Source organism: Arthrobacter sp. Z5-13 (genome assembly GCF_056499105.1).
Window position 1 is genome coordinate 713,761 of sequence record NZ_CP096460.1, and the last position, 22,851, is coordinate 736,611.

The following is a 22,851-nucleotide window of genomic DNA, read 5'->3' on the forward strand; positions in this document are numbered from 1 at the left end:
TTGATCCAGTACATGGGGGCGATTCCCGCCGTCGACGTGTAAAAAAGGGAATTAGCTGATGGCGTAGGCGAGGTTCACCGTGGCGCCTTTGCATGCGTCCTGGTTGGTGGCCTTGTTATTGAAGGTGATGGTGGCTCCGGTCCAAGCGCCCTTGGCAGTGCCGGCGGGGATCTCAGCGCCCACTGTCATGGCGGCATTGGCGATGATGTAGTCGGAGGCGTCGCAGCCAACGGCAACCACGCCGTTGACGGTGACGCTGGAGATGCTGGCCGTGACGCTCGAAACATACACCGGGCTGGTGTTGCCGTTAGTGAAATTACCGCTCAACGCCTGTGCGGCACCGCCGGGCTGCAAGCCGGAAACGACACTGGTCTGCACAGCGGTAATAGGCACATTGGTGGCGGTGGTGGCGGTTCCCGTTCCCGAGCCTCCCGCGGACCAGAAGGCATAGGCCACGCCGGCTCCGGAAAGGAGGACGACGGCGGTGGCTGCTGCGGCGGCAGTCTTTTTCGAGTTTTTGCGCATGACGGAACTCCAAGGGCGATGAGAAGTGAATGGTTTGGAAGACTCGCGAGAATTACAGCTCCCGAAGAACCGGATGACTGAAAGATCGTGAGTGAGGCCTGGCGGGTGATGTGTTCAACCGCCTCGACAGAAGACACGCTAACAGCGGAAAAATCCGAAACTTGAGAATCTGCGAAGCCGCGGAAGATCTTGAGGAAAGATTGCCTGAGCTTGCCTTAGGCCGTGGAAATCCTGCGCAAACCCTCACGTTCACGATCCCGCAGGACCCTGAGCGGAAGTCAGTCCGAGGTGATTGGATCGTTGGGTTTCTTGAGGGATCTTGAGCGCTCCGATTCGCCGCTTTTGGAATGGGACTGGAGCCGGGACAAGAAGAGGGCTGCCAAAAGCGCTGCTGCCACATGGCTATCCACCATCAGTTCACCGGAATGTGGGGATGCAGCTTCGGGGGAGAGCTCAGGCAGCTTCCAGTCCACGCCACCATCATGTCCGTGGCGAGGCGAGACGCCGCCAGGCACGGAGCCGAAAAAGTCGAAAGCAAGGTGCAGTAGCTGTTGGATCAGCCCGCAAAACACCAGCAATGACCATCCGGAAGCCAAGAGCCCGCCCAGCAAGGTTGCGGCCAAGCTGATCAAGGCCGTCAGTGCCAGGAGAATCAACGGTCCAAGGTTCTGGCCCCCGGAGATCACGTGCGCAATTGCCCCCAGGGAGACGGTCGCGGGCCCGGCCAGCCATCCGTACCGCGGGCTCTGACGATTGAAGTCCTCTGCCACGGGAATCCCTCCTGCGCTGGGTGCAGTCATCTGCGCCTGAATCTACTGGGTGCCCCTACGATTGTCAGCATGATCAGCCGCGCAGACGTCAACGAAGCCTCCGCAAGAATCGCCGATAAGGTCCGACGCACGCCCCTGATCCAACTTGACCCGGGAACTTTCGCGGGCGACGTGTGGCTCAAATGTGAGTTCATGCAGCACACCGGCACGTTCAAGGCCAGAGGTGCTTTCAATCGCATTCTTGCCTCCAACGAACGTGGGGAGTTGAATCCCGACGTAGGTATCGTCGTCGCTTCCGGCGGGAACGCGGGACTTGCCAATGCGTATGCTGCAGGCCAGCTTGGAGTCGCTGCGTCTGTTTATGTCCCGGAGAACGCCCCGCCCGTAAAAGTCAGCAAGCTCGTGACAACAGGAGCAACCGTGGTCCAGGGCGGAGCAGAATATGCGGAAGCCTATGAGGCCGCCATCAAGTATGCCGCTGAGACCGGGGCTGTCTATTGCCATGCCTACGACCAGCCGGAGATCGCCGCGGGGGCCGGCACTGTTGGTTCTGAACTGCTGGAACAACTCAAGGACGTGGACACTGTTGTGGTGGCCGTGGGCGGCGGAGGACTGATGGCGGGAGTGGCCGCAGCGGTGGAAGGCCAGGCCAAGGTTGTGGCCGTGGAGCCTTATACAGCCCCCACTCTTTCTGCTGCGCTCCAGGCGGGGGAGCCCGTTGATGTTGCTGTCTCGGGGATAGCGGCTGACGCCCTGGGAGCACGCCGGATAGGAGAGATCGCCTTTGCCGTGGCGTCCCGTACCGGGGTAGCAAGCCTCTTGGTTTCCGACGACGACATCGTCACCGCCCGTACCTGGTTATGGGAGCACTACCGCATCATCGTGGAGCATGGCGCCGCTGCCGCATTCGCCGCGCTCCACTGTGGTGCGTACGTCCCTTCCGAAGGTGAGCGGGTCGTCGTCGTACTCTGTGGCTCCAATACAGATCCCGCCACCGTTTAGCACGTCTATTTAACGTGTCGAAAAGTTTTGTTACTGAAACGTGACATCTGGTAGGAGCAGAAGCTACTCTCTTGTGGTGCCCACGGCTCCAGCCGGGGCATTCCCGCGTCAGTATGCCGAACCCTGCCGCTGACGGGGATTCGTCCGCATTTTTTCAGCGGCAGGGACGGGGGAACCACGATTCCACTCGGACCTCTTGTCAGGTCCTAGGGGTTAAGCCGCTTTGCCCCGCCCTTTGGCGGTGTGGACCGGCCGGGTGAACTCCCATCCGAACCCGACAGCTCACCCCGCAGGCATGGGAGAGGCAAAAACACCATGTCACAAAAGTCCATTTTGGCGCGCCATCGTGCCACCCCTGCCCGCTCAACCGTCATGAGCGGGTTGTCCACTTCGGCTAAATCCCACGCTCTATCGCTGGGCAGGCCGGCACTCATCATCGCCGCCGCATCAGGCCTTCTTTTCGGAGTCGGCGCTCCTGCCCATGCTGGAGCACACGCACCGGATGGTTCTACCGGCGCCACTGTCGGTGCCGCTGCCCAGGCCCCGGCCCCGGCACCGGTACAGGCAGCAGCAGTCGCTCCCGCCCCAGCGGTTGCCCCGGCCGCTGTTCCGGCTGCAGGACGGGTCCACACAGTGGTTTCCGGCGACACGCTCGGCGCAATTTCGGCACGTTACGGCGTAAGCCTGAATTCTGTCCTGGCCGCCAACAACCTGGCCATGACGTCCATCATCTACCCCGGCAACCAGATCCGGATCCCGGCAGGGGGACAGGCAGCTGCACCCACCGTGGCGCTGGCATCGACCTCCATCAGGCCGGTTACGGCTCCGGCTCCGGCACCGGCACCCGCCCCCGCTCCGGCACCCGTTGCGGCAAGCGGCACTGGTGCAGCATTGCTCGCTTCCGCCTATGCCCAGATCGGCGCAACCCAGGATTGCACCATTCTGGTGGAGCGTGCCCTGCGGTCCATCGGCAAGAGCGTGGGAGACCTCGCACCGACCCAGTTCTTCCAGTACGGAACGGTGGTTGGAACTCCGGCACCCGGTGATCTGGTCATCACCTCCGGGCACATCGGGATCTACGCAGGCAACGGACAAGTTGTCAGCAGCGGCATGAACTATGTCAATGCCACGCTGGTCCATCCGTTGTCATGGCTCTCGGGCTATTCCTTTGTGCGGGTCGCCTAGTCCGGCCTCTACCGAAGCGCAGACAAAGGGAAGCGGCAGGTGCCGGGAGATCCGGTACCTGCCGCCCTCTGACTCCAAGAGTGTCAGCTGCGTTTCACACTTTCAGCGGCAACTCGTGAACTTCGTCTGCGCGGTGGCCTGTCCGTTCGTGGATCCGCTGTACAGCTTCGGCTGATGGGGCCTCGGACAGGCAATAAATAACGCCGGCTTCGGGGTCGGCCCAGGCGTTCTTGAAATTGACGTTTTCCTCGGCCTGGATGGCCAGATCAGCTGCATGGGCTGCCTGGAGGTCCTCCCGGCTTAGGCCCTTCATGTTGTGGTGAACATCCATAAATTCCGGCATAGCTCTCTCCTTAGGTAGGGCCTGCATGGGTTGCAGTATGGAGTTAAGGGAGACGGTAGGCCTCTGGCGTTACACGGTCAATAGCGCTCTCGTGGGGAATAATGAGCCCATGCAACCGCAGTGGAGTACCCGCATCGCCTGGCCCGATTTGCCGGGACACGTGAGGGCCGGCATCGAAGAGATCCTGGGATCTCCGGTAGAGGAATGGAGCCGCCAGCAGGGTGGGTTCTCCCCTGGCACTGCCGACAGGTTGCGAACCGCTTCGGGGCAACGGGTCTTTGTCAAAGCTGTTGGCACAGTCCTGAACGAGCATTCCCCCGCCATCCATCGGAAAGAGGCGGCCAATACCCCCGGCCTACCTCCCGAGGTACCGTCACCCGCGTTGATTGGAACGTTCGACGACGGCGAATGGGTTGCCCTCATACTGGCTGATGTTGAAGGACGTGCTCCGGATCTCCCTTGGTCCTTGGCCGAACTGACCATTGTGCTGGATGCTTTGCTGGATCTGGCCGGCACCCCGGTTCCTCAATCCCTGGCGCATCTGCCATTCCTTGAACACGAGCTTCGTGAGGCGTACGGCGGCTGGGCACGTGTGAGGGAGGATCGTCCCGAAAGCTGCGACCCCTGGATCCTCGAGAACCTGGATGCCCTCGAAACATTGGCTGCGCAAGGCCTGAAGGACCTCGGCGGCAGCAGCCTGGTGCACACAGATATCCGGGCTGACAACATCCTGATCACCGGCGACAACAAGGCTGTCCTGGTCGATTGGCCCTGGGCTTGTATCGGTGCCGGCTGGATAGACGGGTTGTCGCTGCTGATCAATGCGCGGCTGTTTGATGCGGACTTTGATGTTGAGTCGGTGCTGTCTTCCCATCCGGTCTTTTCGGAGGTTCTGCCAAGCAGTGTGGACGGGGTCCTGTCCGGACTCGGAGCTTATTTTATTGATGCCGCCCGCCAACCGCCGCCCCCTGGGCTTCCCACCCTCCGCGCCTTCCAGCAGCAGCAAGGCGACGCTGTCATCGCGTGGCTCCAACAGCGCGCCTGCGTGGGGTAATCCTGTGCTGGACGGGGCAGGGCCCGGGAAATCTGCGTTGAATTTCCCAATGCTGCTGCTGGTGGACCTGGACAACACGCTGGTGGACAGGGCATTTGCCTTCAACCAGTGGGCGGCTGAGTTCGTGCGGGACGTCGGCGGGTCGGCGGCGGACGTTGCATGGCTCATTGAGTCAGACGGTGATGGGTATCAACCCCGTGAATCGCTTGCCACCGCCGTCAAGGCCCGATTCAAGACAAGTTATGGGATCCCGGCCCTGATTGAGCTGCTCCTGTACGAGCATGTTGGCGCCATGGTCCTTGACTCCGCCACGGCTGCTGCCTTGGACAACGCCCGAAATCATGGATGGAAGATAGGCGTCCTCACCAATGGAACCGTGAGCCAGCAAATGCTCAAGGTCAAGACCATCGGACTGGAGAAGTACGTAGACGCCGTGGTGATTTCCGAAGCTGAAGGTGTGAAGAAGCCGGATCCGCGTATCTTCCACCTTGCTGCGGAACGTGTGGGCGTGGGGCTCGCCGGGAGTTGGATGGTGGGCGACCACCCCACGGCTGACATCTCCGGTGGCCGCGGCGTGGGTCTGGCAACCGGCTGGGTATCCCGCGGGCGGGACTGGCCTCCCGGTCTGGAACCGCCTTCCCTGTCAGGCAGAACGGCCGCTGCGGTCATGGACGCCATTGTCACGCCTACTCAAACACGCTGAGACAGATCTCGCGCGTCAACTGTTGGATGACATCGATTCTGCCTTGCTTGCCGAACGGGTTCTCGGTGAAGATCGCCAGTGAATAGGCGGTACCGCCTGAGGCGAGGATACCGACGTCGTGCATGAACTGGTCCACGATGCCGTACTTGTGGTGGACGGTTATGCCGGCCGGAACAGCGGCAGGGATCAGTTCTTCGTTGTTGGTTTGCTGCATGTAGCCCAGAAGCTGCGCAGTGTGCTCCGGATTGATCAGCTCCCCTGAATACAGCCTCATCAACAAGATGGCCATTTCCATGGGCGTCAGGAGATTTTGGGTGGGGTCGTAGCTGATCCCGATGGAGGCCGCATACCCGATGAGCCGGGGGAAGCCGATCGCGTCCATGAGAAGCAGCCATGAATCGTCGCTGCTGGAGTTGATCATGGCCTCCAGTTGGAAGGCGGCGGTGTAGTTGCCAAGCGGTTCATCCAGCCTGAGATTCCCGGTTTCCACGAGCCGGTAGTAGGCAACGGCCGTGAGGACCTTGGCAGTGCTGGCTGCCAAATACGCGGACACATCGCCATACAGGCGCACTTCCCCCCTCTGCACGTCTGCCAGGGCGACGCCGATCCTGAAATCCCCGTTTGCAGCGATGATCTGCTGAATCGCGTCATCCAGTTCCTCTGTCATGCCTGGCGGCTGTTGCCCTTGCGGTGAGGTTTCCGGCGGCAACGGGTTACCGGCGTCAAAGTCACGGGCGCCGGCTTGGTTTGGCAAGGGGAGGGGGCCCGGACCGTCGGGAGACGAACGAATAGCGGCCAAAACAAGGGTAATCAGGATAATGACCGTCGTGATTGTCCAGATCACCACCAGGCGCGTCATTGCTCTGCGGGGCGCCGTCCCCGGCCGCCTGCCGCTTGTATTTGAGGGGGCTGATGAAGTCATCCCGGTCCCTCCACCCCAACCGACAGGGACCGCCGGCTGCATCAGCGGATTCAACGTGGACGTCGATGGGAGGCGTCTATTCCATCGAATGTAGCCCCGGCACCAGCCGTTGTCCATGAACGTTCATGCCCTGCTCCGCACTGGCGGCCTTGCCCCGCTTGAGCTGCCCTGCCCCGGGCCGCTCAAGCGGGGCAAGGCCGCTTTTATGAGAAATGGGAGTGCCGCACGCATCCCCCCAATACATCGGATGCGGGCGGCACTCCTGCTGACGGAGCCTTTGACTCCTGCCTTTTGCTGAGACCCTGCTTATGGTGAAATCTTGCTGAAGCGCCTAGTTGTTGAAGCGCTCCGGGCGGAATGTGGCCAGCATCGGGTGTTTTTTGCCCGACACGATCTCGTCGGCCATCAATTCACCGGCGATCAGGCCAAGGGTTGCTCCGGAGTGGGTGAAGGCCACGAAGCAGCCGGGGGCCTTCTCGAGTTCACCGAACACCGGCTCGCCGTCGCCCGGAATCGGTTTACGGCCGATCTTCCAGGAGGCAGGCTTCAGCTCAGGGTTTCCGGCCACCAGCTTGGAGGCTTCATCGGCCAGTTCCTGCACCACTTCTTCCGGAATGGTGAAGCTGCCGTCCTCGAATTCGGTGATGTGTTCCTCGTACCAGTCGTGATCCAAGGCGAGGGTTCCGCCCGGGTTGGGACGGACTGCCGCGCGCGGGGTATTCAGCACCGCGGAAAGGGAGTGCTCTACGGGCTTGGTCACAACCAGCATGGCGATCGGGGAAGCGTTCGGGATCTCGACGCCGAGAGGCGCCACAACTGCGGGCGTCGCCGCTCCGCACGCAACCAGAACGGCGTCCGCTCCATAGGTTTCGCCGTCGGCCGTGGTCACACCGCTGGCCACGCCGTCGGTGAGAACCACTGACGCTTTTCCGGCGTTAGTGACCAGTTTGCCACCGCGTTCCTGGAATTCGTCCATGAGGAAGTCCACCAGATCGGGCAGGCTGACCCAGCCCTCACCTGGATTGAAGATGGCATTTTCCGGAACGGCGGAAGCATCGACACCAGGTGTAAAGGATGCGATCACAGCCGGTTCGAGGAGCTTGGAGTCGTAGCCGATCGACTTTTCGTAGGCATGCCTGGCCTCGGTGGACGCGGACTTGCCTTCGGCGTTCCACATGATCCCGCCGCCGAACTGCAGCCATTCCCGGTGGGGGTCGGCGGCAAAAAGGGTGCGGTAGCGGTCCACGCCGGCCAGCCGCAGCTCATGGTACGGACGCGACCGTTCCCCGGCGGAATTCAGCCAGGAGAGGGACCTCCCGGTCGCCTCGCTGCACAACTGGCTTTCGGTGATGAGGGTGACGGCCGCACCGGCACGCAGCAGATGGACTGCGGAGGAAACGCCGAGGATTCCGCCGCCAATAACGGCAACGTGCTTGGCGGAAACAGCGGATGACATAACGGGCTCTCTTTCTTGAGACTGGGAAATAAACAGGGGGCAGCTGCCCGGCCAGGGGGCCAGGGAAGCAATCGGGTGTGTGGGGCTAGCTCTGGGAGTGGATTTTCTCGATGATCCGGAGTGCTTGCACTGATTCGGCGGGGTCCACGGGCAAGGGTCCGTGCCCCCTAAGCGCATCGCCCAGGATCCGGTAGAACTCCGGATACGCGCCGCGTTCGGGCCGCACCTGCTCCTCTGAGCCGTCAACACCAAGCCGGCCCCAAGTGCTTTCGGGTTCCACGCCGTAATGCGGATCGGTGGGACGGACGCCGGCATCCAAGGCTGGTTCCTGTCCGTCCAGGCCCCACTTGGTGTAGCCGGCTTTGGTCCCAAGGAGATGGAATCGGGCTCCAACCTGGGCGGCCGCGCCGTTCATCCACAGGCGGGATCGGACGCCGGACCTGTGCAGCAAAGAGACGAAGGCCTCCTGGTCCGCGCCCTTACCCGGCTCGCGGGATCCGTGCGACGAGGTTTCTCCGTAGCTCTCCTCCACGGGGCCAAAAAGCTGGATGGCCTGGTCGATCAGGTGGGCGCCGAGATCATGCAGGATGCCGCCGCCGTCGCTAACGGGGGTGGTGTCCCGCCAGTTCCCGAATCCTTCGGGCCGCCACCATTCAAAGCGGGATTCGAAGGTCCGCACATCACCCAGCGACCCTTCCTCCAGGAGTTTGCGTACCGTGAGGAAGTCGGCGTCCCAGCGCCTGTTCTGGAAGACGGTGAGCGTGACACCAGCCTCCGCCGCCCGCGAGATGAGCTCCTCGCCTTGTGCTGAGTTGGGCACAAAGGGCTTGTCCACAACAACGTCCAGTCCACGGTTGATGGCCTCAACCGCCAGATCGAAGTGCGTCACCGGCGGCGTCGCCAGCACAACAAGATCCAGATCGCCGGCCCGGTTGAACAGCTCCTCAACCGTTGTGACGACGTCGGCAGCGGGATAGCTGCTTTTCGCCTGCCGGGAGCGTTCGGGATCGGCCGTGACAATAAAGTCCAGCGAGTACCGGGGATCGGCTGCGATAAGCGGGGCGTGGAAGACGCGTCCCGAAATCCCAAACCCAACGACGGCGGTGCGCACGGGATCGCCGTGCCGGTCATTTTTTGCGCTTGGAAAGGTCACTACAGCACCTCGGAGAGGAAGCGCTGAAGGCGTTCGCTCTTGGGGTGGTCGAAGAGGTCCGCCGGGGTGCCGGCCTCAACCACTTCGCCCTCGTCCATGAACACCACCTGGTCAGCCACCTTGCGGGCGAAGCCCATCTCGTGGGTCACCACCAGCATGGTCATGCCGCGGCGGCCGAGTCCAGCCATGAGGTTCAGAACGCCCTTCACCAGTTCAGGGTCCAGTGCGCTGGTGACTTCGTCGAAGAGCATGACCTCAGGTTCCATGGCCAATGCCCGTGCGATGGCGACGCGCTGTTGCTGTCCGCCGGAGAGATCCCGGGGCCGGTGATCAGCACGCTCCGCCAGGCCCACCTCGGCAAGGCTGCGGTGCGCCCGTTCCCTGGCCTCCGCCTTGGACAGACCCCTGACGCTCCAGAGCGCCAGGGCGACGTTTTCGAGCGCAGTGTGGTCCGGAAAGAGGTTGAAGTGCTGGAACACCATGCCGATACGCCGGCGAAGGGTGTCCGGTTGCACGGCCAGGGCGCTCTTGCCCGCCAGCAGGACATCTCCGCTCTTGGGCTCATGCAGCCTGTTGACCCCGCGCAGCAGCGTGGACTTGCCGGAACCGGAGGGACCAATGATGCAGGTGGTGGTACCGGGAGCCACGGACAAGCTGACGTTACGGAGGACTTCGATGTCGCCGTAAGCCATGCTGAGGTTCTTCAGTTCCAGGCTGGAACCGTGGAACGTGTGGATCTCCGGCGCGGGGATATTGGTGCTGGTGCTCATGTGTTGCTCCCGGTGATGAGGGGCGATGCCGAGTCGAGTTCTTTGACTTCCTTCAGTCCGCTGCTTGGTGCAGCAGGCCGACGGCGTCCGGCGCGGAAACGGTTGTCGAAGTAGTTCACGAGGTGCGTCAGGGGCACCGTGATGATGAGGTAGAAGATTCCGGCCATAACCAGGGGGGAGAGGTTGCCGGACAGGACAGCGGCGTCCTGGCCGACGCGGAACAGCTCGCGCTCGCTGACCAACAGGCCAAGGAAGTACACCAGGGAGGAGTCCTTCACGATGGCGATGAATTGGTTGACAAGAGCGGGCAGCACGCGGCGGATGCCTTGGGGGACCACCACGAGGGCCATCGACTTGGCGTAGCTCATGCCCAGGGCCCGGCATGCTTCGCCTTGGCCCTTGTCCACGCTCTGGATGCCGGCGCGGAAGATCTCACCGATGTAGGCGCTGGCGATCAGGCTCAAGGCGATGATGCCCAGCGGGTAGGGGGAGGGGCCAAAGATCGATTGGCTGAGCCGGGCGAAGCCCTGGCCGATCAGCAGGATGGTGAGGATGGCCGGAAGTCCGCGGAACAGGTCCGTGTAGATCCGGGCGGGGATGCGCAGCCATTTCGACGGCGATATCCCCATGACTGCCACGATCATTCCCAGTACCAGGCCGATGGCCGTAGCTGCAATGGAGATGATCAGGGTGTTCATGAGTCCCACCCCGAGGAGTTGGGGGAGGACCTCGGCCATCGCGCCGAAATCGAAGAAGGTGCGAATGATGGTGTTGAGCCAGTCCATGGGTTGCTCTCAGTGGTAGTAGCGGGGGATGGGGAACCGGGCGGGCCAGGCGGCCCGCCCGGGTTGCTTACTTAGTGGCGGTAGGCGTCGGGCTGGAGGTCTGCTCGGCCTTGGGAAGGTACTGTTCCGGCATCGGGGAACCCGGGAACCACTTCTGGTAGAGCTTCTTCCAAGTGCCGTCCTCCATTGCCTCGGCAAGGCCCTTGTCCAGGGCTTCCTTGAATTCGGTCTTGCCCTTGGCGATGGCAAAGCCTGCCGGTGCGTCGAACGAGGGGATATCGGCGGCGCTGACCAGTCCGAACTGCTCCTGGTAGGCCTTGGCGGCTTCGTAGTCCAGGAAGTGGGCGTCAACGGCCCCGCTGTTCACAGCCGAGATGGCGGTGTTATTGTCCGGGAAGCGCACCAGGTTGGCTGACGCGAAGTTCTTGACTGCGTAGGCCTCCTGAAGGGTGCCTTGGACAACCCCGAGGCGCTTGCCGCCAAGTGCCTTTTCGTCGGTAATGCCGGAGTTCTTGGTGGTGATGACGGTCAGGTAACCGGCAAGGTAGCCGTTGCTGAAGTCCACGGTTTCCTTGCGCTTGTCAGTGATGCCGATAGCGGCCACGCCGACGTCGAACTGGCCGTTGGCGACGGCGGCGAGCAGGCCGGAGAAGTCCTGACCGGTGAACACCACGTTGTCCACACCGGCACGGTTCGCCACGTCCTTGAAGAGTTCGACGTCGAACCCGGTGAACTGACCCTGGGCGTCGGTGAAGGTGTAGGGCTTGGAGTCTCCCAGGCTGGCCACGCGGATGGTGCCGGGTTCGATCAGGCCGTAAGGGTTGTCAGCTGGAGCCGCAGCGGGAGTACCCGAGCCGCCACAGGCGGACAGGGCAAGCACAGCGGCGAGGGCCGAAGCTACGATTCCGCCTTTGCGGCGGCTGTTTCCTTTGAACACGTTGATTTTTCCTATCGGGGTGTGGGTGGGGGGAGCCCGCAGATTTTGCGGTATTCAGATTTTTCCCTGCGGAATCCCTTGTGGAGTCCGGTCTCAGTGCTTACGATTGAGACCGGACTCACATCGGGTTGTTTTCGACTGTAAGTCATCTCACAAACCGTCGTCAAGAGGTTTCGGAAAGGTAGTAATGAAAAATTCTTCCTCCCGGCAGCGTGACACCACAGTGGCGGATGTCGCGAAGGCTGCGCAGGTTTCCAAGGCCCAGGCTGCACGGGCTTTGGGTAATTACGGGGCAGTCAGTGATGACGTCCGCGAGCGCGTTCTCGCAGCAGCGGAGGAGTTGAACTACCGACCCAATGAGCTCGCCCGGACCATGAACACGGGCAAATCGAACACCATCGGTGTTGTGGTGGGCGACATTGAGAACCCCCATTTCGGCTTGGCCATGCGGGGGATCTCGGACACCGCAAAGGCCGCCGGGTTCGACGTCATCCTCATCAACACCGGCGAAGATCACATGGCTGAAGTGGATGCCGTGCGGGTCCTGCTGGAAAAACGTGTGGACGGGCTGATCGTCGCGCCGGCTTCCTCGGCGGAGTACGAACACCTGCGCCGCGTGCACGACGCCGGAAGGCCGCTGGTTCTCTTTGATCGGAAGGCGCCTGGCTTGGACGTGCCGGTGGTTGCGGCGGATATGACGTCGGTTGCGCGTGAGTCCACGGCCTACCTCATCGAGTCGGGACACCGCCGGATCGCCTTCATCTCCACGTTGGAAATTGAGGGACCGTACCGGCATGCCTTGAAGCTTGCGTCCTCGCAGATCGCTGAGCGGATCGAAGGCATGAACCAGGCGCTGCAGGCGGCGGGATTGGATCCCTGCGAGGAACTGGTGAGGTTGAATGCCGGGGATGCCGAGTCCATCAAGGCGGTTGCACGCGAGTTGCTGCTCCTGCCGGAACCGGCGACGGCGGTGATCGCCTCCGATGGCCTGGTGGCGTTGAGTGTTGTGGAGGCCATCCAGGAGTTGGGCCTGCGCATCCCGCAGGATGTCTCGTTTCTGATGTACGACGATTTCCCTTGGACCAAGCTCACCACGCCGCCGCTGACTGTGGTCTCGCAGCCCGTCTATGACATTGGTGCTTCCGCAGCAGAGGCTTTGATCCGCCTGATCAGGCAGCCCGGGAAAGTCCTTGAGTTGCCCGTTTTTCAGGCGACGCTCAAGCACCGGGGATCCGTTGGCGCCCCGGTGTCTGAGCGGAAGCGGAAGCGCGAGTCGGCAGCTGCCGCATCCTGATGCGGGTGGCGCTGCTTCTTACAGTGCCTCTGCGATCCGCTTGATTGCAGCAAGGCGGCGGTCCCACTCGTTGCCGATGCTGTCGAGGCGCCGCGCAGTCTCACTGAGCTGGGAGCCGAGCACCCGATAGCGGAGCTCGCGGCCGACGCGTACGGATTCGACCAGTCCGGCCTCCTGCAGGACAGCAAGATGCTTGGCGATTGCCTGGCGGGTGACCGGCAGGCTCCCGGCGAGGGCCGACGCCGAGGCCTCGCCTTCGCCGAGGGCCGCCAGGATGCTCCACCGGGTTTCGTCTCCGAGCGCGGCGAACACCGGAACAAGAGTGCTGGTGGTCACGAGCCGCCCTCGAGGTAGGCGACCAACTCGTCCAGCTCGGCGTCCCAGCCTCCGCGGTGATCCTCCATGGCTGAGGTGGGGTCGGTGTGGGTTTCAAAACCCGATTCGACCACTGTCAGCTGCGTGCCGCCGTCGTGCGTTTCGAGAGTAAAGCGGAACAGCGTGGAGCGGCTGGGGTCGATCGGTGCGTTGGGATCAGCCTGCTCATTGCTCCAGCGGTAGGCGACCATCCTTGGCGCGTCCAGCTCTTCGATCCGGACAGGGACGTCGCCGTGCCCCTCGAAGGAGAAGATTCCGCTGGCGCCCACGGCCAAGTCATCCAGCACTGCAGACTGCCCGAACCAATTGGCAATGTGCGTTGGTTCAGTAATGGCAGCCCAGACTTTCTCGATGGGTGCTGCGATGGAAATAGTGCGCCTGACGGTGAGTTGGCCGGCGTCGACGACGGAGGGCTGGTTTGTGGTTGTGGTCATGATTCCTGTTTCCTTTCGATGGCGTGTTGCAACCACATGGTTGCACCAATCCATCCTTAAAGCAACCCTTCGGTTGCAGTTCGAGAATCAGCGTACGTAGTTACTCCCGGGAAGCGGCCCGGGCTACCCGGCCAATGATGGCGCTGTAGGTGGGGTAGGCGAACTTCACGCGAGCCAGGGTTGCAAGGTCAGTGCCTGCCGCCATGGCTGATGCCACAGCCTGGACAACTTCGACGGCGTTCTCGCCAACGGCGTGCGCACCGAGGATGAGTTCCCCATGCCGGTCGGTCACCAGTTTCAGGAAGCCGGCCTCACGGTCATCAATGATCGGACGCTCCACGGCCGAATAGGGGACCGTGACCGAGCGGCATTCCGGGTCCCGTTTCCTGGCCTGCTCCTCGGTAAGGCCCACCCCCGCATAATCCGGGTCAGTGAATCCTCCCTCGGGCAAAAGATGGTGGGGAGTGGTCCGGTTGGCGCCCAAAACAGCGTTGCTCGCCGCCGTTTCACCTTCAAAGACGGCGGCCTGCACCAGCATGCTGGTGCCGTTCGCGTCCCCGGCCACAAGGATGTGCGGGACGTTGGTTCGCAAGTAGTCGTCCACCGGGATGAACGAGCGCTCGGTCTCCACCCCCGCGGCTTCCAAGCCCAATCCCGGGATGTTGGCCGGCCAGCCGGCGGCCATGATTACGGCGTCAACGTCCGCTGTGGAAGCTCCTCCGTCTTTCGTCCAGGTGATGCCGAGACTTCCCCCTGACGTCCTGGCGATCTCTCCGATTCCTTGGATTCCCGTCTCCACCCGGATCCCCTTCGAAACGAAGCTCTGCCCCACAAACGCAGCGACGTCGTGATCTTCGGTCAGCAGCAGGCGTGGAGCGACGTCCAGGAGCAGGACCTCGGACCCAAGGGCGTTGAAGATGGTGGTGAGTTGCGCGCCAGTATGGCCGCCCCCGATGATGGCCAGTCTTTCAGGCAGTTCAGTCAGAGCCAGTACTTCATCGGGGAGAACGGAGAGCTCGGCGCCCGTGACGGGAAGGCGTCTGGCGGCACCGCCCACGCACAGAATAAAGGAGCGTGCGCTGAGTTCCTGCCCGTCGACGTCGACTGTGTGCTCGCTGGTAAACGTCGCCTGTCCGGAGACCAGATCGATGCCGAGGCGTTCCATCATGGCGTCGTATTGCTTGGCCTCGAGCACGCGCTGCACTGTCTCCTGGACCCGGGTGACTGTTTTCTTCCAGTCCACTGCGGGCTCCTGCACCACGATTCCGTAGTCGAAGGCTGTTCTGACTTCGCGATACAACCGGGCAGTCTTGGCCAATACGCGCGTGGGTACGCAGCCGGAGTTGAGGCAGGTTCCGCCCAGCGCAGAACGCTCGACGACGGCCGTCCTGGCGCCCAGTTCCGCGGCCCGTTCAGCGGCGGCCATCCCGGCGGGCCCACCGCCGATTACGAGGACATCGTAGGTGTAGTCCATGAGCTTCTCCTTGCATCGGCTGGCCTCGGCTGGTTTACACGGTACCGGAGCGCTTGGAACCTGGCCCGTCACCCCTCGCCCTATGCCGGGAATGGCGGACGTTTGAGCCGTTGGCGGCTTCCGCCCTCTGGCCCGGGCAGCAGTTCCCCATCGGGGAGAAATCCCAGTGACGTGTATAGCCGGAGCGCAGGCAGCCCAGCCGTGTTGTCAGCGCCGAAGGTGTCAACGAGGATTTCCCGCTCCTGACCGAAGTGTGCAATTGCTGCGCCTACCAGGGCGGATCCCACTCCCTGTCGGCTAGCTGATCGGCGCACCGCCAGCCAGTTGATTTTGGCGGGTCCTGAGCCGCTGAGCAGCATCCCACCGGTCACTGTCCCCTGCATACCGCTGGCGACGTAGGCCGTCCCGCGGTGGATCCCGCGCTTGAGGTGTTCTGTAAAGTCCGGCATGGGGCCAAAAAGGGACTCGACCTCGGCCGTCAAAGTCAGCCACGACCCGATGTCGGCAAGGGCGGCGTGACGGACCGCTTTATAGTCCCGCATCAACTTTCCCCTCTCTTACCCTCCCGAGGATAAGCCTCTATAAGAGGCTCCAAATCATGCGGACAGTAGTTGTCCTCAACAGCACGAGTGGCAGCACCTTGAGGACCGAAACTGTCCTCAAGGCGCCATAGCCTCGGTATATGGAAAAGGGACGAGAGGAGATGGCCTCAATGAGCAGAAGGCTGGAGGAAGTGTTTTCTGTTATCGGCACGCGAAAGGGGAAGCGGATGCGGAAAGAGAAGCAACGGTTCAACGGCGAATTACTCGACCGGAACAGGGAAGATGTATTTACCGTGATGTTCGCGATGGGAATGAGCCGCTGAATCCCAGGCGGACAACGCCCGCCTACCTCGACGACGTGTATAGCTGGCGGACCAGATCTTCGATGTCAGGCTCGTGCAAGGACAGATCGGCTACCTCGGCAGTAGCTGAGACGGCCGCCAACAGGGCAGCCGCCGAGAGCTGACGCGGATCAAACGCGATGCGGTGCCTGATCCCCTCCGCCTCGGTTCCCAGATGCACGGCACCCGGGGGCAGGACGAGGCCGCCAACATCCGGTGGCTCAACAAAATCAACCACCATGGTCCGCCGGGCTTCCGCTACGTCCGAAAGCCCGGTGAGCGGGCCGTCAAAGGCGATAGCGCCGTCGTCCACTACAAGAATCCGCTGACAGAGACGCTGGACGTCACTCATGTCATGGGTGGTCAGCAGCAGGGTGGTGCCGTGTTCACGGCGCTCAAAATCCAGGAACCGCCGCAGGCTTTCCTTGCTGATCATGTCCAGGCCGATAGTGGGTTCGTCCAGGATCACCAGCTCGGGCCTGTGCAGCAGCGCGGCAGCAACCTCGCCACGCATCCGCTGCCCCAACGAAAGCTGACGCACGGGACTGGTGAGGAACGGTCCCAGCCCCATCTGTTCAGAGAGCTCATTGAAGCGCGGCCGCCATCGGCTCTCAGGCTGCCGGTGCATCGCGCCCAGGATGGGGAACGAATCCTGGAGAGGCAGGTCCCACCAAAGCTGCGAACGCTGGCCGAACACCACACCGATCTTGCGGGCCAGGGCCTGCCGCTGCGGCACGGGCTGCAGTCCGCAAACGGTGACCCTGCCCGATGACGACACCAGGATCCCGGTGAGCATTTTGATGGTGGTTGATTTACCCGCACCATTTGCGCCGATGTAGCCAACCGCTTCACCCCGCTCCACCGTGAAGCTCACGTCCCGGACGGCGTGGACGGTCCGGGAACGGCGCCTCAGCCGGTTCCAGCCCCTGCCCCCGCCTGCTTCCATCACCGTAAAGTTCCGGCTCAGTTGCTCTGCCTCGATAATCATTCAGCCTCCTGCTCCGGTGTACTTTTTGATGGCTGCCCGCCACAGCAGCAGCATGAGCCCACAAAGGACGACGGCGGCCGGCAGTCCCAGCCAGCCAGCCCAGCTTGGAATTCCTGCCGGGCCCTCCAGCTCCAGCAGGACCAGGCTCGGGGCGTACGCCACCAGCGTGGCCGGGACGACGAACGTAAAAAAGACCTGCATGGGAAGGAAGAGGGCGGCCCCCGGCATGGAGGCTACGTAGCGGCCACCGTAGGTGAAGGCGTTTCCCAGCTGGCGGCCGTCCACGAGCCAGAATTGCACAGCCCCGGCGCCCACAAAGAGTGCACCAAAAATCGCGGCACCGGCCAGCGGGGTGATCAGGAACAACAAAACCTTTCCCGGATCCCAATCAATGTCCGTCAGAAACAATGCGGCCACCATCGCGAGCAATGCAAAGGCCAGCCGGCCGACGCGCCGCAGCTGGAAGTCCGATGTCATAAGCTGCAGCAGCACCGGAAGCGGCCGGGTCAGGAGCACCTCCAGCTTCCCCATCCGGATGGCATCGCTCATGGAGTCGGTCTCGCCAAGGAGCATATCGCCTATAGAGAAGCCGATCGACGCGAAGGCGAAAACCAGCAAAGCCTGGGCGAACGTCAGGCCGCCAAAGGTTGGAATGTTGTGCAGGATCGCATACAGCTCAACGAACTCCGTCAGGGCCAGCACTACCTGGCCGGCAACATCAGCGGCAAAACTTCCCCGGTAGGCGGTCTGCGAGCGCAGCCGGGCTGAAATCAGCAGCCGAAGGAGTTTGGCGTGGGTGACCCTGGTGCTGTCCAGAGCTTCAATTTCAGCCACCCTGCACCACCAGCTTCCGGGAACCGAACCGGACCATCAGGTGTGTGCCCGCCAGCAGCACGGCCAGCCAGAGGAGCTGGATACCCACCAACGCAAGGCTTTGCCCGCCGTCGGTCCTGCCGGCAAGAATGTCCACCGGCGTCTGCAGCATCGACGGGAACGGAGTGGCCCGGGCAAAGTGGAGCATCCACTGTGGGAACCAGGTCACGGGAACCAGGAATCCGGACAGCAAGTTCATGAGGACGAGGTACAGCATCCAGTAACCACGGATCTCAACTACCCAGAACGCCAACAGGTTGATGATGAAGAAGCCAAGGAAGTTCAGGGTCATGGCGGCAAGGATCGAGATGAAGCCCAACACGTAGGGGCCCGCCGTTGTGGGCAGCGATAACCCCGTGACAATGGCACCAATAACGAGGGGAGGGAGTCCTCGGGGCAGGACATCGAACGCCGCCCTGCCCAGGTCCTGCGCCCAGTAGGACGCCGTCAGGTTGACCGAGCGGGTAAGGTCGACGGCGATGTCCCCGCTTTTGACCCTTGCAGCGACTTCGGCTGTACCAAAGAGGCCAAGGGGAGTCAGGAGTGCCTGGCCCAGCCACACGTAGGTTGCGGCCTCCACAGCCGAGTAGCCCCCGATTGAGCCTCCCGCCGTCGAAATGGCTGAAAGCAGCAGCGACGCACGGATCAGGCCGAAAACTGAATTGGTGAATGCGCCGGAGACGGCCGCCAGGCGGTAGGTGGAGTGGCGTCGGAAAGATGATTTGGTCAGCTCCCAATACGCGTTCACCGGTTGAGTCTACTTGGGCCGGTGCTTTCTTAGGCTGTGATCAGCTGCAACGGCCGGTCGCCAAGGCGGACCTTGATTTCCTGGCCCCAGGTAGCAGTGAGCCGGTCCTCCTCCATCCCGTCGCCGAACACCACCAGTTGGTCCGAGGCCACCGTGATATTCAGTGCTTCCCCGGCCTCCAACGAGCCCTCAGTAAGGGTGGTTCCCGTGATGGGTGAAGGCCAGGCCTCCCGGACAAACCATGCAAGCTTGCGGTCGACTGGCCGGGGGAGCGTCCGGCCACCGCGTTCAAGGGCAATGGATGCGCACCAGCCAGTGGCGCCGGCTCCCGTTGAGACGATGAGGCCCGATGAGGATTGCCGCTCGGTTCCGCCTCCGGGTGCCCGCAGCAAATAACGGGCGGACTGGTGGGAGGCGTGTCCGATGAAGATCTCGTTGAGGCCGGAGAGCTGCTGCCCGTCGTCCAGCTCGGCAGTGGCGGTGGGAAGCTGTTCGCACGTGGGGACCGGCAGGGTGCCCGTCTCCGTCTGCCCGAGCCGCTGGAGGATCCGGACGGCGTGGGCAACTGTGTGCCGGACAAGGATGCCCGGGTTCGCTCCTGGCTCGGGGTCGATTCCCAGGACCGGTTGGCCGGAGAGATACTTTGCGACGTTGGCCACCAGCCCGTCCTGGCCCACGACGGCGATGATGTCCTCCGGCGCCAGGAGGAACCTGCTCAGGTCCGCCCGTTCCACTTCAGCCCGCCGCCAATCGGAAGGAATGGACGCCCGGAACGTGGCCAGTGAATCCTGGAGAAGGTCGTGCCGTTCCTGCACGGACTCAATGGTGCGGCCGCGGGTGCGGAGGAAGAACTCAGCCTGCCCCCGGGTGGCGTGCCGGTCAAGCAGCTCCTGAAGCTCGGTGCGCCGGTGCACAATCACCACTCGGGGGTTAGCCATTTCAGACCCCTGCCTGGCTGGCTGTTGCGGTGCCCGGTATGGCGGCAGGTGCCCTGTGGCCATCCCCATCAGCTGGGAGGTTGCCGCCGAGCAGCCCGGCGAGTGCGCCGCTGAGGAGGTCGGGGGTGATTGTGAGATTCCCGATGTTAGGCAGGGATCCCGCCGCGTCCCGCAGGGCGAGGGCCAGGAGCGTGGCCTGGTCCATGCCTTGGTAGACCTCCATCGCGGCTGCTTCCTTGGCAGCGGATGCTTCGCCGACAATACGGATCTGGTTCGCTTCCGCAGCAGCGCCGATGCCCTTCCTTTCGGCCGCGGCGTGGGCTTCCACGAGTCCTGCAGTGGCTTTTTCCTCCGCCTGGCGCCGTGCGTTGGCGCCTTCCTGGGTGACCAGCTGCTCCCGGCGGATGGCCAATTCGATCTGGCTGGCCATCTCGTTTTCGGAGATGGCGCGTTCCCGCTCCACTGCAAGGGCGCGGCGTTCGTACACTGCCCGGTCTGCTTCAGCCTGGAGCTGTTCACGGACAGGGGTCTGGAGGGCGCGTTCGACGTCGGACTGGGGGCGGATAGCCAGGACCTGGACTCCCAGGATTTCGATGCCGGTGGATTCCAGGCGGGCATCTCCCCGGAGGGCGGCGATAAGGATGCCGCGCAGCTGGCTGATCCCGCGCTCCAGGGCTTCCGCCAATGTGGTGGTGGCCAGTTGGTCGATCGCGTGGCTTTGGCACAGCTGCCCGATGATGGTGGCCACTTGTTCGCGGCCACCGGCTGGACCTGCACCGACGGGTTGCAGCCCGAAATCCAGCCGACCTGAAACGGCGACGGGGTCGATGAAGCGGTATGTGACGTTTGCCTGGACGCTCACATCCTGGTGGTCCCGGGTGATGGCGTGGAACAGGATGGGCAGTTCCTGATCGTCCACGGGAACTTCGCTGAGGACGGAGGTGGACGGCCGGAACCAGAAGGCCTGCCCCACACCCTGGTGGCGGACGGTGCCTGACTGGAGGTGAACCACATAGCCTGTGGGGCTTCCCAGGAAGTGGCTTATCCACGGGTAGTGCTTGATGCTGGCCATGAGCTTCTCCTTAGCGTGAGGTTATCGTCATTTTGACGATAACCTCACATTATGTAGTGGGATCATTATTGTCAAGGTGACGATAAGTCGCCTACGATGGAGCCGTGCCCTCCGTTGATCACTCTCCTGCGCGCTTTCCGGTCGCTGTCGACGTCGTTGCCTTGACAGTGCGCGACGACGTCCTGCACGTCCTGCTTGTCACCCGCCTCATAGAACCGTACCGGGGCCGGCTCGCCCTGCCTGGCGGTTTTGTTCTTCCTGGCGAGGATCTGCAGGAGGCGGCTGTCCGCGAGCTGGCTGAGGAGACGGGGGTCGAAAGGGTAAGCGGGCATCTGGAGCAGTTGGGCAGTTATGGGCCCGGTGGCCGTGACCCGCGAGGGGACGTGCTTGCCGTAGCGTACCTTCTGCTGGCCCCCGACTTCCCGGTCCTGTCCGCCGGAAGCGATGCCGAAATGGTGGGCTGGTACCCGGTGGGCGCCGTCCTTGATGAACATGGGATCCGGCTTGCCTTCGACCATGAGAAGATCCTCAGCGATGGGCTGGAACGAGCCAGGTCCAAGCTGGAGTATTCCCCTTTGGCGGCTGCGTTCTGTGGGGAGGAGTTCACCATAGCCCAGCTGCGCGCTGTGTATGAGGCGGTGTGGGGGCTTCCCCTGGACGCCCGGAATTTCCACCGCAAAGCCACCGGCACCCCGGGCTTCCTCGAGGAGACCGGAAAGGTGACGGCAGGCGAGACCGGCAGGCCTGCAGCGCTCTACCGTCTGGTTGCGGACGCCCGTCCGGAACCTGGCCATCCCGCCCGAACCGTTCTGAATCCTCCGCTCATGCGGCCGGTGCCATCGCCGCTTGCGCCTTCAAAGCGACGCTCCTAGCTCTGTCTGATCCCTTCGTTTTCGATTCTGCTGCCAACGGCGAAACAGGTCGGCTACTGCCAGCCCTCCGATGATCGGGGTAATGGCGACGGCGGCATAGACGAACATCAGCCAGGCAAGAGTAGCGAGGGGCGGCTTAGGCGCGCTGAGGAAGGAGAGGTTCCCGAGCACTGCTGCCACCCAGAAGACCAGCACACCGCCCAGAACGGCAGTCCCCGGAACGAATTCCCTGCGCATCTCAGCGCCAATGCCTCAAGAGGGGCCAAAGACAGGGGCGGCAGCATTGGATTTTCGGCTGTTGCAGTTGACGGCAGCGGATGTACCCGCGGCGAGCCGATCCGGCGTCGTTCAGTTTGCAGGTCATGGCAATCCTCATGGAAAAGGGGGCGGCCACTGCTCAACCGAGACCATACTAGCCAGACTGCTTCAACGGCCCTCAACTGTCGGGCCTGACACGCCGGAAGTTGCTTCGGCAGCCTCGACCGGGCCTGAATCCCGGCCGTAAAATGGAGCCACGAGGTGCATGAAAATGTCTGTGGCAATGGCCGTGGTACTCATACTCCTCGGCTTGGTTTCCTTGGCTGCGGTGATCGGCACGGTGGTCCTGGTGATCCGCGATGGCCGAGGGCACACTCCTGTGGAGCCTTCAGTGCGGCCATGGACGGCGGGGAACCTCCCCAGCCGGCCGTATTCCACCATCCGTTTGTAATCCAGCGGGGCTAAAGGGCCGTCAGCTCAGGGCTTCGCAAAGAGCCTCGACAGTCCCCTCAGCACCGACGTCGAACCGCCCGTGGTACTCCTCCGAGATCAATTCCCCGGTACGTAGGTCAACTACCAGCCTCCACAGGCCGATAGCCTTCGTGTCACCCTTTATTTTGAGGTGGATGCCGGTTCCGAAGATGCTCACCGTTCCGTCTTCGTTTTCGACAAACCGGTCCAGCCCCACATCAGCAGTCGTGATTGAGGCGGTGGGACTCGTAAGGGTGGAACGGAAGCTGGGGTGGGCCGTGATGCGGGTGACAGCACCGTCCTTGTCAAAGAACACAGTCTCGAAGTAGTGGCCTGATACCCGAGCGGTAACCGTGAATCCACACGCCGCAGTCAGGAATCTATCCACCACCTCGACATCGGCGTCGAACACTTGTTTCTCAGTACGTTCCGGCGGTGCCGCAGAGGCTGGCAGGGACAAGGCCAGGGCGGTTGACATGGCGAGAATACTTGCCGCAACGATCTTGGGGATCATGGTTCTTACCTTTCACGGCTCTCCCCGCTCCAAAAATAGCTACAGCCTATTT

The 22,851-nt window shown here is 62.7% G+C and carries 28 protein-coding genes and 1 riboswitch; of the genes, 8 read left to right on the plus strand and 20 right to left on the minus strand.

The window, feature by feature from the left end; genetic code table 11:
- Positions 1 to 51: 51 nt before the first annotated feature.
- Entirely contained in the window at positions 52 to 525 is a 474-nt protein-coding gene (locus tag M1E02_RS03320) for a hypothetical protein (RefSeq protein WP_479376744.1), read from the minus strand.
- A gap of 278 nt (positions 526 to 803) precedes the next feature.
- Positions 804 to 1,325: a hypothetical protein gene (locus M1E02_RS03325; RefSeq protein WP_479376745.1), complete on the minus strand. Its 522-nt coding sequence runs from the start codon at positions 1,323 to 1,325 to the stop codon at positions 804 to 806.
- Between the two features lie 39 nt (positions 1,326 to 1,364).
- On the opposite strand from M1E02_RS03325, the gene M1E02_RS03330 reads away from it, so the two are divergent.
- Positions 1,365 to 2,297: a threonine/serine dehydratase gene (locus M1E02_RS03330; RefSeq protein ID WP_479376746.1), complete on the plus strand. Its 933-nt coding sequence runs from the start codon at positions 1,365 to 1,367 to the stop codon at positions 2,295 to 2,297.
- Positions 2,298 to 2,429: 132 nt separating this feature from the next.
- Positions 2,430 to 2,608: riboswitch (cyclic di-AMP (ydaO/yuaA leader) on the plus strand.
- Positions 2,609 to 2,612: 4 nt separating this feature from the next.
- Positions 2,613 to 3,482, plus strand: coding sequence for a LysM peptidoglycan-binding domain-containing protein (locus M1E02_RS03335; protein ID WP_479376747.1), 870 nt, complete (start codon positions 2,613 to 2,615; stop codon positions 3,480 to 3,482).
- A 94-nt stretch (positions 3,483 to 3,576) separates the two neighbouring features.
- Here the strand turns inward: M1E02_RS03335 and M1E02_RS03340 are convergent, their stop codons facing one another.
- On the minus strand, positions 3,577 to 3,825 hold the full coding sequence (locus tag M1E02_RS03340; RefSeq protein WP_479376748.1) for an SCO4226 family nickel-binding protein: 249 nt from the start codon (positions 3,823 to 3,825) through the stop codon (positions 3,577 to 3,579).
- Positions 3,826 to 3,934: 109 nt separating this feature from the next.
- On the opposite strand from M1E02_RS03340, the gene M1E02_RS03345 reads away from it, so the two are divergent.
- Both M1E02_RS03345 and M1E02_RS03350 read left to right on the plus strand, forming a co-directional pair.
- Positions 3,935 to 4,879: a phosphotransferase gene (locus M1E02_RS03345; RefSeq protein ID WP_479376749.1), complete on the plus strand. Its 945-nt coding sequence runs from the start codon at positions 3,935 to 3,937 to the stop codon at positions 4,877 to 4,879.
- Between the two features lie 49 nt (positions 4,880 to 4,928).
- Complete coding sequence (locus M1E02_RS03350; protein WP_479376750.1) at positions 4,929 to 5,582, plus strand: HAD family hydrolase; 654 nt, start codon at positions 4,929 to 4,931, stop codon at positions 5,580 to 5,582.
- Here the strand turns inward: M1E02_RS03350 and M1E02_RS03355 are convergent.
- The 6 genes from M1E02_RS03355 to M1E02_RS03380 all read right to left on the minus strand — a co-directional run bounded on the left by M1E02_RS03355 (position 5,566) and on the right by M1E02_RS03380 (position 11,605).
- Complete coding sequence (locus tag M1E02_RS03355; RefSeq protein ID WP_479376751.1) at positions 5,566 to 6,504, minus strand: serine hydrolase; 939 nt, start codon at positions 6,502 to 6,504, stop codon at positions 5,566 to 5,568. The genes M1E02_RS03350 and M1E02_RS03355 overlap by 17 nt on opposite strands.
- 331 nt (positions 6,505 to 6,835) lie before the next feature.
- Positions 6,836 to 7,960 carry an NAD(P)/FAD-dependent oxidoreductase gene (locus M1E02_RS03360; protein ID WP_479376752.1) on the minus strand — a complete coding sequence of 375 codons (1,125 nt, stop codon included), beginning with the start codon at positions 7,958 to 7,960 and terminating at the stop codon, positions 6,836 to 6,838.
- 85 nt (positions 7,961 to 8,045) lie between these two features.
- Positions 8,046 to 9,113 (minus strand): Gfo/Idh/MocA family protein, encoded by a 1,068-nt coding sequence (locus M1E02_RS03365; protein WP_479376753.1) that lies wholly within the window; start codon positions 9,111 to 9,113, stop codon positions 8,046 to 8,048.
- Positions 9,113 to 9,883: an amino acid ABC transporter ATP-binding protein gene (locus tag M1E02_RS03370; protein ID WP_479376754.1), complete on the minus strand. Its 771-nt coding sequence runs from the start codon at positions 9,881 to 9,883 to the stop codon at positions 9,113 to 9,115. Before M1E02_RS03370 ends, M1E02_RS03365 begins: the two co-directional genes overlap by 1 nt.
- The gene (locus tag M1E02_RS03375) at positions 9,880 to 10,668 is read right to left on the minus strand and encodes an amino acid ABC transporter permease (RefSeq protein ID WP_479376755.1); all 789 of its coding nucleotides are present in this window, start codon (positions 10,666 to 10,668) and stop codon (positions 9,880 to 9,882) included. The genes M1E02_RS03370 and M1E02_RS03375 overlap by 4 nt, the downstream gene beginning before the upstream one ends.
- A gap of 67 nt (positions 10,669 to 10,735) precedes the next feature.
- Entirely contained in the window at positions 10,736 to 11,605 is an 870-nt protein-coding gene (locus M1E02_RS03380) for an ABC transporter substrate-binding protein (RefSeq protein WP_479376756.1), read from the minus strand.
- Between the two features lie 187 nt (positions 11,606 to 11,792).
- On the opposite strand from M1E02_RS03380, the gene M1E02_RS03385 reads away from it, so the two are divergent.
- A complete protein-coding gene (locus tag M1E02_RS03385; protein WP_479376757.1) occupies positions 11,793 to 12,899 on the plus strand; it encodes a LacI family DNA-binding transcriptional regulator in 1,107 nt (368 codons plus the stop codon).
- Between the two features lie 18 nt (positions 12,900 to 12,917).
- On the opposite strand, the gene M1E02_RS03390 is transcribed toward M1E02_RS03385, so the two are convergent.
- The 4 genes from M1E02_RS03390 to M1E02_RS03405 form a co-directional block, all read right to left on the minus strand.
- A complete protein-coding gene (locus tag M1E02_RS03390) occupies positions 12,918 to 13,235 on the minus strand; it encodes an ArsR/SmtB family transcription factor (RefSeq protein ID WP_479376758.1) in 318 nt (105 codons plus the stop codon).
- A complete protein-coding gene (locus M1E02_RS03395) occupies positions 13,232 to 13,708 on the minus strand; it encodes an SRPBCC family protein (RefSeq protein WP_479376759.1) in 477 nt (158 codons plus the stop codon). Before M1E02_RS03395 ends, M1E02_RS03390 begins: the two co-directional genes overlap by 4 nt.
- 100 nt (positions 13,709 to 13,808) lie before the next feature.
- Complete coding sequence (locus M1E02_RS03400; protein ID WP_479376760.1) at positions 13,809 to 15,182, minus strand: dihydrolipoyl dehydrogenase family protein; 1,374 nt, start codon at positions 15,180 to 15,182, stop codon at positions 13,809 to 13,811.
- Between the two features lie 80 nt (positions 15,183 to 15,262).
- Positions 15,263 to 15,724 carry a GNAT family N-acetyltransferase gene (locus tag M1E02_RS03405; RefSeq protein ID WP_479376761.1) on the minus strand — a complete coding sequence of 154 codons (462 nt, stop codon included), beginning with the start codon at positions 15,722 to 15,724 and terminating at the stop codon, positions 15,263 to 15,265.
- 170 nt (positions 15,725 to 15,894) lie between these two features.
- On the opposite strand from M1E02_RS03405, the gene M1E02_RS03410 reads away from it, so the two are divergent.
- Positions 15,895 to 16,047, plus strand: a complete 153-nt coding sequence (locus tag M1E02_RS03410; RefSeq protein WP_479376762.1) for a hypothetical protein — start codon at positions 15,895 to 15,897, stop codon at positions 16,045 to 16,047.
- 22 nt (positions 16,048 to 16,069) lie between these two features.
- Here M1E02_RS03410 and M1E02_RS03415 read toward each other — a convergent pair whose 3' ends face one another.
- Genes M1E02_RS03415 through M1E02_RS03435 form a run of 5 tightly spaced genes read right to left on the minus strand, consistent with a single transcriptional unit; the run spans position 16,070 to position 20,684 of the window.
- Complete coding sequence (locus tag M1E02_RS03415) at positions 16,070 to 17,053, minus strand: ABC transporter ATP-binding protein (protein ID WP_479376763.1); 984 nt, start codon at positions 17,051 to 17,053, stop codon at positions 16,070 to 16,072.
- The gene (locus tag M1E02_RS03420; protein WP_479376764.1) at positions 17,054 to 17,887 is read right to left on the minus strand and encodes an ABC transporter permease; all 834 of its coding nucleotides are present in this window, start codon (positions 17,885 to 17,887) and stop codon (positions 17,054 to 17,056) included.
- Positions 17,880 to 18,674: an ABC transporter permease gene (locus M1E02_RS03425; protein ID WP_479376765.1), complete on the minus strand. Its 795-nt coding sequence runs from the start codon at positions 18,672 to 18,674 to the stop codon at positions 17,880 to 17,882. The genes M1E02_RS03420 and M1E02_RS03425 overlap by 8 nt, the downstream gene beginning before the upstream one ends.
- 29 nt (positions 18,675 to 18,703) lie before the next feature.
- Positions 18,704 to 19,612: a diacylglycerol kinase catalytic domain-containing protein gene (locus tag M1E02_RS03430; protein WP_479376766.1), complete on the minus strand. Its 909-nt coding sequence runs from the start codon at positions 19,610 to 19,612 to the stop codon at positions 18,704 to 18,706.
- Between the two features lies 1 nt (position 19,613).
- Positions 19,614 to 20,684 (minus strand): SPFH domain-containing protein, encoded by a 1,071-nt coding sequence (locus M1E02_RS03435; protein WP_479376767.1) that lies wholly within the window; start codon positions 20,682 to 20,684, stop codon positions 19,614 to 19,616.
- Between the two features lie 104 nt (positions 20,685 to 20,788).
- Between M1E02_RS03435 and M1E02_RS03440 the strand changes: the two genes are divergently transcribed.
- Positions 20,789 to 21,556 carry an NUDIX hydrolase gene (locus tag M1E02_RS03440; protein WP_479376768.1) on the plus strand — a complete coding sequence of 256 codons (768 nt, stop codon included), beginning with the start codon at positions 20,789 to 20,791 and terminating at the stop codon, positions 21,554 to 21,556.
- On the opposite strand, the gene M1E02_RS03445 is transcribed toward M1E02_RS03440, so the two are convergent.
- Positions 21,539 to 21,793 (minus strand): hypothetical protein, encoded by a 255-nt coding sequence (locus M1E02_RS03445; protein ID WP_479376769.1) that lies wholly within the window; start codon positions 21,791 to 21,793, stop codon positions 21,539 to 21,541. The genes M1E02_RS03440 and M1E02_RS03445 overlap by 18 nt on opposite strands.
- A 292-nt stretch (positions 21,794 to 22,085) precedes the next feature.
- Between M1E02_RS03445 and M1E02_RS03450 the strand changes: the two genes are divergently transcribed.
- Positions 22,086 to 22,265 (plus strand): hypothetical protein, encoded by a 180-nt coding sequence (locus M1E02_RS03450; protein ID WP_479376770.1) that lies wholly within the window; start codon positions 22,086 to 22,088, stop codon positions 22,263 to 22,265.
- Positions 22,266 to 22,286: 21 nt separating this feature from the next.
- Here the strand turns inward: M1E02_RS03450 and M1E02_RS03455 are convergent, their stop codons facing one another.
- Positions 22,287 to 22,799, minus strand: coding sequence for a hypothetical protein (locus M1E02_RS03455; RefSeq protein WP_479376771.1), 513 nt, complete (start codon positions 22,797 to 22,799; stop codon positions 22,287 to 22,289).
- Between the last annotated feature and the right edge of the window lie 52 nt (positions 22,800 to 22,851).